Source organism: Aurantivibrio infirmus (assembly GCF_054767315.1).
On the sequence record NZ_BAAFSK010000001.1, the window covers coordinates 734188 to 749592 of the forward strand.

Below are 15405 nucleotides of genomic sequence, written 5' to 3' on the forward strand. Positions count from 1 at the left end.
AAAAAAACTTCATCTTCCGCTTACACCTTGCCCGTATTCTTTAACGTCTAGCTTTCCCTTGCATTTGAAACGCGCCCTCTAAATAATACCGAACGCAATTAATGCGAAGCGTTCTTCGTTGATCAAAAGATTTATTGTGTATTCGGGAAGTCAAATAATGAAACAACAGGTGCAAGATCAATTAATCGATATCGAAATGAAGCTACAGTTTCAAGAAGATACGATTCAGCAATTAGATAAAGTCATTGTGCGGCAGCAAACTGTTATTGATGAGTTGAGTCGACGTGTTCAAGCACTGGAGCATAAATCTAAGGAGATTAATGATTCCGCTGAAACTGATCCGCGCAGCGATGATGACGAAAAACCTCCTCATTACTAAAATATTAGAGCGGTCAAATCGATGTTACGGAAACAAATCTTCACGTCTTTAGTGTTACTGATTCTTATTGCAAATACTTCGCTGGTGTCAGCGGAAGCTCCGGCGACGTTGCCCGAACTATTAGTGGATTCGCGCCGGGAAGTAGAAGATAAAATTCGCGACCGATTTCGCAAGCCTGAGCAGGTAGTGAAGTTTCTAAACATTCAGCCGGGCATGAAAATTCTTGAACTCTACGCCGCAGGTGGGTATTACACCGTGATACTTTCCACGGCTGTTGGTGACGAAGGTGTGGTATTTGCGCAGAATTCCCCAAGAGCTTTACGTTTCGAAGAAGATCGCGCAGAAATTACAGCTGGCGAAGCCCTGACCCAAAAAATTTCTGCTTTGGAAATAACAAATGTTATTAGAATTAATGAAAGACTCAATGATATTCACTTTGAGCCAGAATCACTAGATATGCTTGTAATTTTTCAGGTCTTTCATGATTATTTTAATCGCGATCCAGAACGCGCTGCGCAAATGTTGAAACAAGTTAAAAATCTCTTAAAGCCTGGTGGGACGGTAGGATTAATTGATCACTACGGTTTGATAGATCGAGATAATCTTCGTCTACATAGAATCCCAAAAAATTATGTTACGAACGCATTTGTCGACGAGGGATTTGTTTTGCTTAAGGAGAGCGATTTACTCAGAAATAAAAATGATTCGCAGCGACGGCCAATTTTTGACCCTTCACTAGGCAGGAATACAGATCGCTTTCTTATTCTATTTCAAAAACCCTAATCGAAAACCATCAGTCGAATTAATGATAGTTAGTTTTTCGCTAGAATATTAACGATGTAAATTTTAAATGATATTTTTAAGCATCAATTTAATGGAGATATTTTTCTTCTATTATGATCAGTGAAATGCTTGACTCCATGTCCGAAAAATAGAGATACTCCGCGAAAAATATCTACGCCATAAAATCAAAGAGCTTCATAAGAAAAAAAATAATAATAATAATACTCTTGTTTTATAACTCATTCATAATTGTATATTGTAGTCAGTCTACTATTTACCTCGAAATCATATAGTAAACATTATAAAACACGGATGTTGATAAGCGGGTTATCGAAGTGACCGCTTATAGTGGATGTCGAGAAACTAAAAATTTAATAATAAATGGGAAGTTTGATGAACTATTTTTGCAAACGAGTACGTAATATTTCGCTTACCTTGCTGGCGTTTTTCTCTGGCCTCGTATTGCCCATCTCAGCACATGCGCAAATTGAAGAAATAATAGTTACTGCAGAAAAGCGTGTGGGGAATGCTCAAGATATTCCTATTGCGATTAGCGCATTTGATGCGAGCACTTTAAAGAGTGCGGGTATTGATGATGTGCTTGATATTCAGTTTTCTGTTCCAAACGTAGTCTTTACTCGGGGCAACTTTACAGATGCTAACTTAGCTATTCGGGGTGTTGGCAATTCGGCGGTTGGCGTGAGTGCTGATAGTGGCGCTGGTGTACATGTTAATGGTGTGTATTTAAATGCACCACGAATTTTCGAAACGGAGTTTTTTGATGTTGAACGTGTTGAAATGCTGCGTGGACCACAGGGTACTCTATACGGCAGAAATACCACTGCCGGTGTATTAAATGTTATTACCGCGAAACCAGACGAAGAATTTGGTGCCGATATTGGTTTGACCTTCGGGAATTACAATACCGTTAAGCTTAACGGTATGGTTAATCTTCCATTAAGTGAATCAGTTTCGCAGCGCTTCGCCGTGTTTTCTTTGGACCGTGATGGTTATACCGACAATATTTTCACCGGTAACGATGTCGACGATCGTGATATGTACGCGGTTCGAAGCACGACCTTGTTTAATTTGAGTGAAGATATAGATGCGACCTTAATGGTTTCGAAATTTCGTGAGGATGACAGTCGTAGCAGAGCGACAAAGCAGCAGTGTATTAAAGATCCCGACGGCGTATTGGGCTGTTTACCAACGGGTTTAGGCTTCGATGTGACGAATAGCACTGCGACCACAAGCAGTGCTATCGCGGGTCTCATTGGCTTACTGGACCCAGGTGTAGATCAGTTTGCCAGCGCAATTAATCCAGCAGATTTTCGGAAAATATATACCGACTTCGATCCGCGTTATTTTGTAGAGGAAACACTGGCGTCGCTGGAATTCAATTGGCGTTTTGAGGAGCTGACATTTACGTCGTTAACGGGTTATAGCAACGCCTATATTGAAGCCATGACGGATTATGATTGGACGGTACCAAGTACTGATTTTAATTATCCCGTCGTTAATTTTTTTAATGGTGTTCGACGATTAGACGTAGTGCGCGATGCTCCTACTGACACCGCTTCGGATGATCACGAACAGTTTAGCCAAGAATTTCGACTTACTTCCGATAGCGATAGCCTATTTAATTTTACTGTCGGTTTATTCGCTATGAATTTTGAAACCGAAAATCATTACACAATTCGATTTCCTGTGGCATTCCAATTCGGACAGTTAATAGCGATACCAGAAGAGCAGTCTTTATTTGATCTTCATACTAAATCCTACCAAGTTAAAACCTGGGCATTGTTTGGTGAAGGGTATTGGCAGCTGAGCGACGCGACAAAATTAACCTTTGGCCTGCGTTATACAGATGAGGAGAAAAAAGTTGATTCTAGACAAATTCTTTTGGACAGGAGGTCAAGTCTCACTGATCCATTTGCCCATCAACGTAATGACTGGCAGGAAGTGACAGGTAAGATTGCTATCGATTCAAACGTTGACCTGTCCTTCACTGACGACACTTTATTGTATGCGACTTTCGCACGGGGTTATAAAGGTGGTGGGTTTAACCCGCCAGGTGCAACGGTTTTTGCTAATAGTTTTGAACCAGAATATGTTAACTCGATTGAATTTGGGGCAAAAAATTCCTTGTTCGATAATACTGTACAAGTGAACATCGACGCATTTTTTTATGATTATGAAGGCTTGCAAGTATCGAAAATTTTTGAGCAAACATCTATCAATGAAAATATTGATTCAACTATCAATGGCTTTGAGGTGGAATTGATGTTCGCTCCAAATGAAAATTGGCGAGGGGGTTTAAACATTGCGTATCTAAAAGCCGAAATCGGCGATTTTCAAACGTTCAATCCTTCAGATCCTGCGCAAACAGGAAGCGCACAAGGCGTTGTGAGTATAGCGGGTAGTAACTGTTTGCCGCCGATAGTCGACATCGTTACACCTTCGTGCGTCGGCAGTAGTCCTGGTGTTAGCATCGATCTAGAAGGGCACTCGTTGCCAAATTCTCCTGAGTTTAGCGTGAATGCCAATATTGAATATATTTTTTATTGGGGCGGCGGATATAGTTTATCGAGTCGCTTACAGTATTACTGGCAAGATGAATATTTTTCGAGAATTTTTAACACCAAGAAAGATACGATTGATTCGTGGAGTATGATCGATGCGCAATTTACTCTTCGCAATCCCGCGGATAATTGGAATCTACAGTTTTGGATTAAAAATATTAAAGATGACGATTATGTTACCGGACACCATAACCCGGATTCGACAGCGGGTTTGTTCACGAATATCTTTGTCTTGGAGCCACGTACTTTTGGTGTATCGATGAATTATAGTTTTTAAATGAGTTACTTGTTTAGATGTCCGCACTGACAACCTAAAAGAAAAGGCCCAATTTTGGGCTTTTTCTTTTTTAATGAGCGGCGACTAGGGTATTTATTTTATTAATTTTTCAATGAGTTGGTCGCGATTCTTTTTCATTAACTCAAAGGCATCTTCAATATCTTCTTGATAGCTCGATTCCAGCCTAAGAATCGCTAAGCCCCAAACGCTGGCGGTGGTTAGCGTTGAGAGTGTCTTGACTGCATCTTGGTCTTCGATGCCAGCAAGTTTTGCCAACTCGCAGGCATCATCCATTTGACTTCGTACTGCTTCATTGACGCGACTTTTTAAACCCAAGGCTAATTCTGGGTCGCTTCTAGAAGCTAAGCGAATTTCTATTAGTGCAATGGTATTTTCTTGTTTGGATTTTTCCCAAAGTAAATCCGTTAATCGCTTAAAGCGCTCTAGAGGAGATAAGGCTTCAGTAAAAACATCATTTCTTGCTTCTGCATATTGTCCGACAAGGTATTCAGCAATACCAACAATTAGCTCAGTTTTGGTTGGGAATTGATGAAGCAAGGCGCCCCTGCTAACGCCTGCTTTCTCTGCCACTGATGTGGTAGTTGTTGCCTGATACCCGTGGTTATAAAGGATTGAAATCCCAGCGGAAATAACTTTGTTATAGGTCGCAGTGCGGCGTTGTTCATGGGAACCACGAATCTTTTTAAGTGGAGTTTCTTCAGTTTGAAGGTGAATAAATTCGTTATTAGCCGCTGTTTCCACAAGATCGTCCCAATGCCCACGTCTTTATTATTAATTTTGTTGTCGCTGTGCTCGATATTTTTAACATAGTATCGGGTATCAAATCCAGATATTGATTCAAAAAAGCCAAAGAAGCTCATCAGCGTCAACCAAATGGAGACCGCTGCGCTAACAACTTTCCGCTATAATTTGCATTTTCTACTCTTATTAATGTGTTAGCGCGAGGTTCTTTTTAAGATGACAACAGCTGTTAAAACCGAAGACTCAAATATGAGCTTAATTGAGGCGATTTATGCACGGCGTTCGGTACGCGGGTTTTTAGACAAAGAAATTCCAGAGAAGACTTTACAACGGGTATTTGATATTGCCCAACGTGCCCCTTCGAATTGCAACGTTCAGCCCTGGCGTGTCTATGTCGCAAAAGGAAACCTTAAAAAGAGAATCAGTCACGCGATGATCGAAAATATAAAAGCCGAGGTGCCCCACAGTCAAGATTATGACTATCGTGGAGATTTTGTCGGCGAATATCGGCGTAAGCAGGTTGATTGCGCTTATGAACTTTACGGCAATATGGGCATTGAGCGTGGCGATAAGGAAAAGCGACAGCAGGCCTTTTTACGGAATTACGAATTTTTTGATGCGCCCTATATGGCATTCGTCGGAATGGATAAGAATTTTGGAACAACAGTAGCGTTAGATGTTGGCATGTGGGCGCAGAATTTTATGCTAACCTTAGTCGCTTTCGGTCTACACAGTTGTGCGATGGGGTCGATGCGCAGTTATCCGGATTTAGTGCGGAAAGAGTTTGAATTAAACGATGACAATAAAATTCTTTTTGGCATTGCCTTCGGTTACGAAGATACAACAGTACCGGCAAACAATACGCGTATTGATCGAGCTGATATTGTTGAAAATATCCTTATTCGAGAATAGTGTTCAGACGAACAACGACTCAGTACCTTGAAGATAATTCCTAAGAGAAAACATTTTTCGCCATGGCTCCACCTGTTTTAGTGTTTGGTAAAAAAGGTGGAGCAAACAATTACATTTTTATTGGAGATTGCTAATCTGCGTACTGGAATTTTGATAATTGATCAGAAAATTGCTTTGATTGCTCTCCATAAATTAGCTCATGATAAGCTTCGTTGCCGTCAAGGTAGTACTTAAGCCAAGATACCGAAAAATAACTAATCGCTTCGTGAACATCGATGTTGGGAGCAAGGCGCTCACTCACGGGAATAATATTGTTGCCGATAAAATGATTGCCGCCTTTAAATTCCAAATACATTTTTTTCGTACCTTCCGGAATCAAAGCGTAGTGGGGTAGGGCATGAGTATTCGCAGCCGCTATCCTATCGATTTCTCCAGCGATCACTAGCGTGGGAATACTAATGTTCGAAAAATCTGCATTAGGTTGCCATGGGGTAAACGGGATTGCCGCTTTTAGTTCTGAACTAAATTCATTAGCAGCGAGTAGTGCTCCACCTCCGCCCATAGAATGTCCCATGATGGCCATTCTATCGATGTCAATCTTATCTTTTAGTGGGCTACCGTCGCGAAGATTTTCTTTTCTTAATGTGTCTATCGCTGCCATTAAAGCTTTTGCCCGAACGTCGGGCCGGTCATTTAAAGTGTTAGTACTTAACACCAAAACCGAAAAACCATGAGACGCGAGACGCGGCCCCCACCAATCTATATTGTCTTTTGATTCACGAAACCCTGGCGCAATAGCGACACCGCCTGATGTTTCCGATTTATTTGCAGGATAATAAATTACTGCTTCGCCATATTCTTCTGCATCTGGAAAATCACTATAACTTTCTACTTGATAGCTACCCTCGCCTTTGGTCTGTTCGCTTAAGTAGGCAAGGTTGGTGAGTGAGGTAGAAGGGTTCGTCGTACAGCCTGCTACTAAAAAAGACACTGTTAAGAATAGCGACAGGAAAAACGAAAATCTTGTGTTGATTATTTTTGTGTACATAAATCTACATCCAAAATTCTATAAGGAGAGTGAATAGCTGAACGCAGATGTTACCCCAAGCACTAATATGTGACAAAGGGCTTAACATAGGTTAATCGATTCTTTAACAAAGGCTGGTGGAAAATGACTACTGAAACTTGATTTAAAAACTTATATATAAAGCCGTATTAACACTATAGTCAGGATAAAAATCAGCATCCAAATAATTTAAATAGGATACACGTAAGGCATAGCGTTTCGAGAAATTAAATTCGCCGAAAAAATCCAATGAGCTCAAGTCGTCAATATGTTCCGCCGAGCTTTGTTGAAATTGGTAACTCGCGCCGAATATCAGGGGTTTGTGTATCGGTGATGACAAAGAAAAAGAAGCAAAAGCATAATCATCGTAGAAGTCCTTATATTCACCACCTAATATAAAGTTGTAGCCAAGATTAAAACTTGAACTGATATAGCTGTGATCGCCTTGCAAGGTCCATTCGAAACTACCGTCTTGTGTGCCGCTACCTAAGCCTTTTTGAGTTTCCCCGTTGTCGCCTTGGTAGGTAAAACTGAATGATGAAAACCAAGCTGAACTTGGACCGTGACTTAAACCGTAACTGGCGACTACGCTGATATCACTCAATCCGGAACCGTCGCTTAGCGATTGAGTAGTACAATACTGTAAAATTGAATTCCGTAAATTCGATAGCCTAGGAGGTAATTGTCTTCCTGTATTTAGTAGCGAGCAAATTTCATCAAGGCGTGGTCGTTGATTCTGGCTGATATCCCCATCGACTTTTTGCCAAGGAATGTCAATTGCGAAATACCAATTTCCTGCGCTCATGTTCGGCGACAAGCTCAAAGTGGAAAGGTCGGCATAATCGTCACCTAAAGATTGGTAGTCATAGCTAGCACTAATAATAGTGCCGAAGCTCAGTTCAGCATTGGCGTTTTGTAGTCCGATTCCATATATAGATAGAAAAGAAAAAATTAAGTAGAACCTTCGTAAATGAATCACAACTTTTACCCTATAGTAAATTAACGGCGACGTGTTCTTTCTCGCAGTAAACGATTGCGAATAATTCTACGTTCAGCCTGATTAGCGCGGCGAATTTGATTTTGTAGTTCACGCCGTTCTGCTTGATTAAGATCGTTCCAGTTGTCCCTTAAGGCTTGTTGTTGCACTTCGCTGAGCGATTGAAAACGACGATAGTTGCGACGAATCTCCCGGCGCTGAGTTCTTGGTAGGCGTTGAAAGTTTTGAAAGCGTTGTTCTAAGTCTCGACGTTGAGTCGTGTCTAAATTCTGCCAACGTTGAAACCGCTTCATTAAGCTCTCCCGCTCATCGGCGCTGAGTTGTTGAAATTGTTGCGCGCGCTTTAACAATTGTTGCTTGCGGTCTGCATCGAAGCTATCCCATTGCTGAGCGAAAGGTTGCAACATTGCTTTATCGCTGTCACTAAGATCCTGCCATGATGCGTTTTGAGCGTGGGCATCGCTAATCCAAACTAAACTCGTAAGGACTAAGGCAAACAATAAATAATGCTTATTCTTCACTAGTAAATCCTGGTTAATCATGGCTGTAATAACTCCTGAGTCGCTACTTTCGTCTCTTTTTCGTCTTTCTCTTGTTTCAATTTATCTTGCTCACTCGTTGATTTTTGCGATTCATTTGATTTTTGCGTCTGCTCGCTGTCTTGCCTGGCGTTCTCGTTCTGTTTGTTTTGTGAATCTTCTTGCGAGCTAAGTGTTGCCGTCATTATGTCGAGCTCTTGTAGTGCCAAAGGATCAAAAACCTCGCCGTTCTCATCGGCATACTTCAAATACCATTGCCAAAATTCTGCAGAAATTTTCTCTTCGGCAGCATGACATAGCGAAACAACATTTATCCAGAGAATAGAAGCTAAGGCTAAATTTTTTCTAAATCGCATCCGGGTCTTCTTCAATTAAATCACCTAGTACCAGTAACATGTCCATCATCTCTAGCATTTCAGGGTCGACATCGTAGTAACTCGCAATGTCATGTTCTAGTTCATTTTGGGAAGACTGATTAAAATAAATTGGCAGCGCGATTGCTACGATAACCGCGGCGGCTATTCCCGACCAAACATAAGGCGAGTTAATTCGCGGCGACTTTTTTTGAGCTAAAGCGATGTCTCGTTTTTCTTTCAGCTCTTTTAGGGTGTCGCTGTCGATGGATAACAAGCTGTCATCCAGGCTATTTGCGATATTTCGGGCAAACTTATCCTGTTTTGTTAATGGCCTTGATGAAGATTTTTTGTCTGACACGTTCATGCTTCCTTCAAAGTATGCTTAATTAAAAACCTTAGTTAACCGACGTCTCTTAATTCTTGATCATCCAAGAGCGCGCGTAAATTTTGCAATGCTCTAAAATAATGGGTTTTCACGCTACCTTCACTGCACTCCATTATTTCTGCAGTGGTGCTTGTGTCGTAGCCCTCCCAACAGCGCAACAAAAAAGCTTGTTGTTGACGAATAGCTAATTGCTCGACCGCATTAACCACCGCGTCGACTTTTTCACTACGCTCCCAAATTGCATCGGGGATTTCCCATTCGGGACTTTCTACTTGTACTATAAATTCGCTATCTTCGTCATCGTTAGGTGGTGCTTGCCAAAACCAACGTTTTTTTCGCCGCTGCTGTCGATACCACTTGATAATATTGTTCTGCAAAATCTTGTGGAATAGCGGACCCCAATCACTTGCATCTCGATCGCTGTAATACTCGACAAGTTTCATCATTGAATCTTGAACGATATCTAACGATTCTGATTTGTCTTTCGTTGCTAATAACGCCATACGAAAAGCGCGTTTTTCAGTATTAGCTAGAAACGAATCGATAGTGCTTGGCGTCGTAACATCATGCATCCATTGGCGCTCTAAAAATATGTTCCGAAAGAATGTGTAGACTAAGTATAGCAGCGCCTAAAACGCTGCTATTTTTTTGCTGAATTAAAGGACTAAGGGCGTGTTTTAACGATAGTAAATTCCTTAGTTTCACCTTCTGGATTAATAAGCTCGACATTCTTGGTAATGGTTTGGTTTTCTTGATCGCGAATGGTTTCAACATTTCGTTCTCTAGTTTCACCGTCAAAGTTTGTTCTGCTTTGTGTGCGAATCGATCCGTCTTCGGTGCGTTGCACATTGTTGCTACGTGAGCGAGTTTCACCTTCGGGATTAGTGTGAGTCACTTCTTTAGTACGCAATTTATTTTCCCTGTCGCGAGTTGTTACCGCTGTGCGTTGACGAGTATCACCCTCTGGGTTAGTTCGTGTTTGGGAGTTTGTGCGAGTCAGAACACCATCGCTTCGCTCCCGAGATCGTTCGCGAGTCACACTAGAACCGTTAGGCCGTTCGCGACTAACTTCGCGTGAGCGTTGCACATGTGCTCGTCGATCCATTTGCGCGCGATGAGCACCATCAACTCTGGCGTGCTTACGCGCACCATCGGCACGATCAGCGGCCTGTACATTCAAGCTTACTAACAAGATCAGTGGTAATGTTAATAGGGTTTTCATTGTGTCTCTCCTGCAAAATCTTCTGCTGTTTTGTGTTTGTGTATTCCCTTTAAAGAACTCGGTGTAGATAGGTTGACCTACCTATAAAGTATTTGCGACTAGAATGCCAGAGTTGGTCATTGTTTGTCAGAGAGATGGCGAACAAAGAAGCTTGTTGACCAACAAGTTTGTTGCAGTGATAATCTCACCCAGCTTGTTGCTCATTGGCGCCCATTTATTGATTCAAGTGAGTTTTACCACTTGCTAAACGTTGTTCTCGGGATCACGATCTGCACGAGTATCTAATTCTAATAATTTGCCTAGATCTAATTTTATCGTTTGAAAATCAAATGTCCGATTAAACCATCGCGCAGCCTAGCGCCGAGGACTCTAAACCAGAGGACTCTTACCTTGAGGGAAGTATGAAAATAATAACGTTAAGTAGGATAAGTACACTTGGAATGTCTCTTGGCCTTGTCGCTTTAAGTCTTGCGTCATGTAGTCAACAAAATTCTGAAAGCGACGGGGTGGCGAGCGCGCCTGCCGAAAATACTGTTGCTGCCTCAAATACGAGTAGTGCACCAGCTACACCGGGTTTAGATGCAAGCACTGCGATGACTGGATTTTCTCAGCGTCTATCCGAACCCCGCATACAGCCAACGACAAAAGATGATCCCAATCTGAACGCGACACAAGTCGCTATGCTAGAAAGTCGCTCTGACATTAACTTGTACAAAACACTGGTTCACCACGTTGAACTTTATAATCGTTGGAGCCCTCTCGGCAGAGTGCTGTTGAATGCGTCGACCTTACCGGCGCGAGATCGCGAAATTGTCATGCTGCGGATGGGGTGGCTGTGCCAAGCGGAATACGAATGGGCGCAGCACGCACGCATCGCAAGCGCTGACAATATCGGTATGACAGCTGAAGAAATTCATCGTATTGCTGCCGATCCGGATTCAGAATCGTGGACTGATTTTGAAAGAACCTTGATGGACATGGTGGATGAGCTACGTTATGACACCATGATCAGTGATGCGACCTGGGAAAAACTGCGGGCAAAATACACAGTAGAAGAAACCATGGACGCATTATTTACGGCAGCACAATATCAATTGGTGTCAATGGTGTTAAATAGTATTGGCATTCAACTCGATCCCAATCTTGAATATCGTTTACCCAGCGATGTTCCGGCGCCCGCACTTGCTTCTACTCCTAGCTCTCCGCGCTTAAGCACTCCTCGCGTGCCGCCTCTTGCGGTTGCGGATCTTAGCGAAGAGCAACGAGAAATAGCGGCGGGACAAATTAATGAAGACGGCAGTTTTTTAAATCTTTATGCGACCTTAATTAATCATCCTCAGCTTTATGGTCCACGCTATTTGTTTGGTAGTTACCTGTTGCGCGACTCCGGCTTACCCGCAAAAACTCGCGAACTTATTATTATGCGCACAGGATATTTAATTCGCGCTAAATACGAATGGTCACACCATGTGCCCATTGCGAAAGAAGCAGGATTGACGGACGAAGAAATAGCACGGATTGCGGAAGGCCCAGAAGCTGAGGGCTGGAGTGAAGAATATGCAGCGGTGCTTATGGCTGTTGATCAGTTGCGGAGCGAAGCATTTATTACTGATGACGTTTGGCAGACATTGGAAAAATATTATGATGCCAAACAATTAGTCGAAATCATTTATACATCTGGCGGTTATACCATGACAGGTTTGGCAATTAATAGTTTTGGGATACAAGTAGAGCCTGGGTATCCGGCTTTCCCAGAATAGTTTTCCAGACAATATTTTTCGAAGACTAATAATTGAAAAACGTGAAATTAAAAAATTCGTATTAAAGAATTGGAAAATAATAATGAATAAAAATTTGTATGTAAGTGCTGTTTTTGCCGGCGCTTCGTTTTTTACAGCTGGCGCATTTGCACAGTATGGTGCACCTGAGGGTGAGTGGCATTATTGGGGTGGTGACGCAGGTTCTACCCGGTATTCGGCTCTTGATCAAATTAATAAAGATAATGTTAAAGACTTAAAAATTGCTTGGCGTTGGCAATCGTTGCCTCACGGTGATCGTCAAGATAGCAACTTAAAAGCGACGCCGCTAATGATTGATGGTGTGTTGTATACACCAACTGGTGTGCATCAAGCGGCGGCTATTAATCCAAAAACCGGCGAAACTATTTGGACTTTTTCACCGACTCCGGCCGATATTGGTGGACGTGCGCCAACTTCTAGTAGTCGTTCGCTTGCGTATTGGACTGATGGAAAAGAAAAACGTTTATTTCATAACACCCTCGATGGTCGTTTAATTTCCATTGATGCGAAAACCGGTAAAGCGGATTTGAAATTTGGCAAACAAGGCGCGGTTTGGTTAAAAGAAAATTTAGCAGATCGAGATGTACCTTTTGTCGGCTCTTCATCGCCCGCCATCGTTGTCGGTGACGTAGTGATCGCTCAAGTCGTGACTTACATTACTTCGCCAATGAAAACCGCACCGCCGGGACACATTCGTGGTTATGACGTTCATACTGGAAAATTATTGTGGACCTTCCACACCATTCCTCAAGCTGGCGAGTTCGGTAACGAAACCTGGGAAAACGATTCATGGAAATACATTGGTAACACCGGTGTCTGGACCATGATGAGTGCGGACCTAGAAACTGGTTACGTTTATCTTCCCGTAGAAGCACCCTCCCATGATTTTTATGGCGGCCAACGCTTGGGCGATAATTTATTTTCACAGAGTTTAGTTTGCCTTGATGCAAAAACCGGTAAGCGGGTTTGGCATTTTCAAATGGTTCATCACGGTGTTTGGGATTACGATCCACCGGCGGCGCCCATTCTTGGTGATCTAACTGTTGACGGCAAAAAAATTAAGACGGTAACGCAATTAACCAAGCAGGGAATGTCATTTGTTTTTAATCGCGTAACGGGTGAGCCGGTGTGGCCTATTGAAGAAAAAGCCGTACCGCAATCTGATGTACCTGGCGAGCGAACGTCACCAACGCAACCATTTCCTACAAAGCCAGCACCTTATGAATTGTTAGGTTATGACGAAGATCACTTAATTGATTTCACGCCAGAACTTCGAGCCGAAGCCGTCGAAATTGCGAGCCAATATGTTACCGGGCCAATGTATACACCGACGAGTCGTCGTATCGAAGGTGGTAAACAAGGGACTTGGGTAATGCCGGGTTATGGTGGCGGTTCAAATTGGAATGGCGGCGCCTTTGATCCCGAGACCGGCATGATGTACGTGCCGACGCGAAATAACCCAATGATTTCACGGCTTGAGATTGCTGATCCAAATCTTACGGATTGGGATTATATTCGTGCAACTACCGCTAGCGTTCAGGGCCCTCAGGGTTTACCTGTCAATCGCCCGCCTTGGAGCAAAGTGACGGGTACCGATATGAATAAAGGTGAGCACGTCTGGTGGCGTTCTATCGGTGGTGCAGACGACAACATAAAAAATCATCCAGCCTTACAGGGCTTGGATCTGGATTTCGACAATATGGGCTTTGTGGGTGTGCGACCAGTGCCGATGACGACGAAGACACTAATGTTTATGTCTGAAAGCGGCAACTTGAGCGGTGATCCAGGCGGTAAATTTTTCCGAGCATATGACAAGGCGACTGGAGCAACGATTGCAGAAATCGAAATGCCAGCGAAAGTATCCGGCGGACCGATGACTTATATGCATGAGGGTAAACAATATATTGTTGTCGCGGTGGCGACTCGAGAACATCCAGCGGAGTTGGTCGCTCTTGCTTTGCCTGAAAAAGGCGAAAGTAATAATGCCGCCATACTTAACAGAACGACGAGCGCTACTCAATCGGTGATAGCCATCAATGCAACGGCGATGGAGCTCGCAAATGGCAAACAAGTTTTTGCAAATACCTGCGCCGTTTGTCATGGTGCAGATGGCAAAGGTATTGCGGGCACTAGCGCGCCACCTTTGCAAGGTTTGACTAATTTTGATCAAGTTCAAAAAGCGATTGTTCAAGGTGGTGTAGAAATGCCACCGATGCAAACTATGCTGACCCAGCAACAAATTAATGACGTAAGTAAGTTTGTTGCTAACGGTATGAAGTAGAAAACGTTTGAAGCGAATTATTTATACTGTTTTTACGTTTCAAGCACTTACTAGAGAATAATTAATAAAGGAATCGAGCCCATGAAAATTTTTAACTATCGATACTTCGTATCACTCTTAATGCTTGTGAGTGTGTTCGCTTACAGCGCCAGCAGCACTGCTGAAGATGCGAAAAAACAAAAGCATATAATTGGCGCGGCTAAGTTGAATGTCGTTGATTTGGTAAAAACTCAAGCGTTTTACGAAAAAATGCTCGGCATGAAAGAAGTCCGCCGCTACGATTACGATTTAGAAACATTCGAAGAAACTATTATGGGCTTTGAAGATGGCGGTCCAACAATTGCCTTGTTTGCCGCGAACCCTAAAGCAGAACTGCCAATTATTAAAAGCCAATTTCCTGTTGTGCTTATTTATACCAACGAGTGGGAAACCATTACCTCTCGAATTGAAAAAGCAGGCTATGGTATTCGTCGCTTTATCGATACTGAGAAAATGAAGATATCGATTGCTACTGACCCAAGTGGAAATAGAGTTGAAATTTACGGTGCCCCCGGTAAAAATCGTGTTGGCGGATCCAAGTTGATTGTTACGGATCGTCATAAAGCAGAAGCATTTTACAAAAAAGTATTTGGTGCGAAATCTGGTCAGGTTTATCAGGCTGAAAATGTTTATGATGAAGTGCTCATGGAATTTGGTGAAGGGCCATTCTTGGCATTGTTTGAACCTTTGGCTGAACCACAACTTCCAAAAAGTCGTTTTGCGGTTACCGCAATTTACACCAACGATTTTGCTAATGTCATCAAACAGCTTGACGAAGAAAACTATGGTTACCGTAAAGTGAAAACGCAAACTCCAGGGTTAAATATTGTTATTGCGCGCGACCCAGCAGGAAATGCAATTGAAATCATTGAAAGAAACGAATAAGTGCTTAGAAAATTATAGAAGATTGTCAAATTAGACAGCAAAGCACTAGGAGAAACTAAGTTGTTTAGATCCCACTGACGAGGATCGTTCAGCTTAGCGATGAAATAGCGTGAGTGATTAAGAGCTCGCGCTTTTTTTTGC

16 protein-coding genes are annotated in these 15405 nt (G+C 42.6%); 8 read left to right on the plus strand and 8 right to left on the minus strand.

Annotation, left to right across the window (positions count from 1 at the left end):
- The first annotated feature begins 157 nt into the window (after positions 1–157).
- The 3 genes from ACYUCY_RS03450 to ACYUCY_RS03460 all read left to right on the plus strand — a co-directional run bounded on the left by ACYUCY_RS03450 (position 158) and on the right by ACYUCY_RS03460 (position 4021).
- Complete coding sequence (locus ACYUCY_RS03450; RefSeq protein ID WP_460225049.1) at positions 158–379, plus strand: SlyX family protein; 222 nt, start codon at positions 158–160, stop codon at positions 377–379.
- A 21-nt stretch (positions 380–400) separates the two neighbouring features.
- Positions 401–1162, plus strand: coding sequence for a class I SAM-dependent methyltransferase (locus ACYUCY_RS03455; protein WP_460225050.1), 762 nt, complete (start codon positions 401–403; stop codon positions 1160–1162).
- 393 nt (positions 1163–1555) lie between these two features.
- A complete protein-coding gene (locus ACYUCY_RS03460; RefSeq protein ID WP_460225051.1) occupies positions 1556–4021 on the plus strand; it encodes a TonB-dependent receptor in 2466 nt (821 codons plus the stop codon).
- A 93-nt stretch (positions 4022–4114) separates the two neighbouring features.
- On the opposite strand, the gene ACYUCY_RS03465 is transcribed toward ACYUCY_RS03460, so the two are convergent.
- Positions 4115–4783 carry a TetR/AcrR family transcriptional regulator gene (locus ACYUCY_RS03465; RefSeq protein WP_460225052.1) on the minus strand — a complete coding sequence of 223 codons (669 nt, stop codon included), beginning with the start codon at positions 4781–4783 and terminating at the stop codon, positions 4115–4117.
- 216 nt (positions 4784–4999) lie between these two features.
- On the opposite strand from ACYUCY_RS03465, the gene ACYUCY_RS03470 reads away from it, so the two are divergent.
- Complete coding sequence (locus ACYUCY_RS03470; protein WP_460225053.1) at positions 5000–5695, plus strand: nitroreductase; 696 nt, start codon at positions 5000–5002, stop codon at positions 5693–5695.
- A 130-nt stretch (positions 5696–5825) separates the two neighbouring features.
- Here the strand turns inward: ACYUCY_RS03470 and ACYUCY_RS03475 are convergent, their stop codons facing one another.
- From ACYUCY_RS03475 to ACYUCY_RS03505, 7 genes are all read right to left on the minus strand, one after another.
- The gene (locus ACYUCY_RS03475) at positions 5826–6743 is read right to left on the minus strand and encodes an alpha/beta hydrolase family protein (protein WP_460225054.1); all 918 of its coding nucleotides are present in this window, start codon (positions 6741–6743) and stop codon (positions 5826–5828) included.
- A gap of 142 nt (positions 6744–6885) precedes the next feature.
- Positions 6886–7740 carry a hypothetical protein gene (locus ACYUCY_RS03480; RefSeq protein ID WP_460225055.1) on the minus strand — a complete coding sequence of 285 codons (855 nt, stop codon included), beginning with the start codon at positions 7738–7740 and terminating at the stop codon, positions 6886–6888.
- Positions 7741–7760: 20 nt separating this feature from the next.
- Positions 7761–8279: a DUF3106 domain-containing protein gene (locus ACYUCY_RS03485; RefSeq protein ID WP_460225056.1), complete on the minus strand. Its 519-nt coding sequence runs from the start codon at positions 8277–8279 to the stop codon at positions 7761–7763.
- 17 nt (positions 8280–8296) lie between these two features.
- Positions 8297–8653: a hypothetical protein gene (locus ACYUCY_RS03490; RefSeq protein WP_460225057.1), complete on the minus strand. Its 357-nt coding sequence runs from the start codon at positions 8651–8653 to the stop codon at positions 8297–8299.
- The gene (locus ACYUCY_RS03495) at positions 8643–9011 is read right to left on the minus strand and encodes a DUF3619 family protein (RefSeq protein WP_460225058.1); all 369 of its coding nucleotides are present in this window, start codon (positions 9009–9011) and stop codon (positions 8643–8645) included. Before ACYUCY_RS03495 ends, ACYUCY_RS03490 begins: the two co-directional genes overlap by 11 nt.
- A gap of 41 nt (positions 9012–9052) precedes the next feature.
- Positions 9053–9610 (minus strand): RNA polymerase sigma factor, encoded by a 558-nt coding sequence (locus ACYUCY_RS03500; RefSeq protein ID WP_460225059.1) that lies wholly within the window; start codon positions 9608–9610, stop codon positions 9053–9055.
- A gap of 92 nt (positions 9611–9702) precedes the next feature.
- Complete coding sequence (locus ACYUCY_RS03505) at positions 9703–10260, minus strand: hypothetical protein (protein ID WP_460225060.1); 558 nt, start codon at positions 10258–10260, stop codon at positions 9703–9705.
- 103 nt (positions 10261–10363) lie between these two features.
- Between ACYUCY_RS03505 and ACYUCY_RS03510 the strand changes: the two genes are divergently transcribed.
- The 4 genes from ACYUCY_RS03510 to ACYUCY_RS03525 all read left to right on the plus strand — a co-directional run bounded on the left by ACYUCY_RS03510 (position 10364) and on the right by ACYUCY_RS03525 (position 15264).
- A complete protein-coding gene (locus ACYUCY_RS03510; protein WP_460225061.1) occupies positions 10364–10507 on the plus strand; it encodes a hypothetical protein in 144 nt (47 codons plus the stop codon).
- A gap of 154 nt (positions 10508–10661) precedes the next feature.
- Positions 10662–12020 carry a carboxymuconolactone decarboxylase family protein gene (locus ACYUCY_RS03515; RefSeq protein ID WP_460225062.1) on the plus strand — a complete coding sequence of 453 codons (1359 nt, stop codon included), beginning with the start codon at positions 10662–10664 and terminating at the stop codon, positions 12018–12020.
- Positions 12021–12102: 82 nt separating this feature from the next.
- Positions 12103–14340 (plus strand): outer membrane protein assembly factor BamB family protein, encoded by a 2238-nt coding sequence (locus tag ACYUCY_RS03520; protein ID WP_460225063.1) that lies wholly within the window; start codon positions 12103–12105, stop codon positions 14338–14340.
- 81 nt (positions 14341–14421) lie between these two features.
- A complete protein-coding gene (locus ACYUCY_RS03525) occupies positions 14422–15264 on the plus strand; it encodes a VOC family protein (protein WP_460225064.1) in 843 nt (280 codons plus the stop codon).
- The last annotated feature ends 141 nt before the right edge of the window (positions 15265–15405 follow it).

What these genes read in the sequence shown, in the direction of transcription:
- ACYUCY_RS03450 (WP_460225049.1), top strand. Translation starts at nt 158, where the DNA reads ATGAAACAACAGGTGCAAGATCAATTAATCGATATCGAAATGAAGCTA.
- ACYUCY_RS03455 (WP_460225050.1), top strand. Translation starts at nt 401, where the DNA reads ATGTTACGGAAACAAATCTTCACGTCTTTAGTGTTACTGATTCTTATT.
- ACYUCY_RS03460 (WP_460225051.1), top strand. Translation starts at nt 1,556, where the DNA reads ATGAACTATTTTTGCAAACGAGTACGTAATATTTCGCTTACCTTGCTG.
- ACYUCY_RS03470 (WP_460225053.1), top strand. Translation starts at nt 5,000, where the DNA reads ATGACAACAGCTGTTAAAACCGAAGACTCAAATATGAGCTTAATTGAG.
- ACYUCY_RS03475 (WP_460225054.1), bottom strand. Translation starts at nt 6,743, where the DNA reads ATGTACACAAAAATAATCAACACAAGATTTTCGTTTTTCCTGTCGCTA.
- ACYUCY_RS03490 (WP_460225057.1), bottom strand. Translation starts at nt 8,653, where the DNA reads ATGCGATTTAGAAAAAATTTAGCCTTAGCTTCTATTCTCTGGATAAAT.
- ACYUCY_RS03500 (WP_460225059.1), bottom strand. Translation starts at nt 9,610, where the DNA reads ATGCATGATGTTACGACGCCAAGCACTATCGATTCGTTTCTAGCTAAT.
- ACYUCY_RS03505 (WP_460225060.1), bottom strand. Translation starts at nt 10,260, where the DNA reads ATGAAAACCCTATTAACATTACCACTGATCTTGTTAGTAAGCTTGAAT.
- ACYUCY_RS03510 (WP_460225061.1), top strand. Translation starts at nt 10,364, where the DNA reads ATGCCAGAGTTGGTCATTGTTTGTCAGAGAGATGGCGAACAAAGAAGC.
- ACYUCY_RS03515 (WP_460225062.1), top strand. Translation starts at nt 10,662, where the DNA reads ATGAAAATAATAACGTTAAGTAGGATAAGTACACTTGGAATGTCTCTT.
- ACYUCY_RS03520 (WP_460225063.1), top strand. Translation starts at nt 12,103, where the DNA reads ATGAATAAAAATTTGTATGTAAGTGCTGTTTTTGCCGGCGCTTCGTTT.
- ACYUCY_RS03525 (WP_460225064.1), top strand. Translation starts at nt 14,422, where the DNA reads ATGAAAATTTTTAACTATCGATACTTCGTATCACTCTTAATGCTTGTG.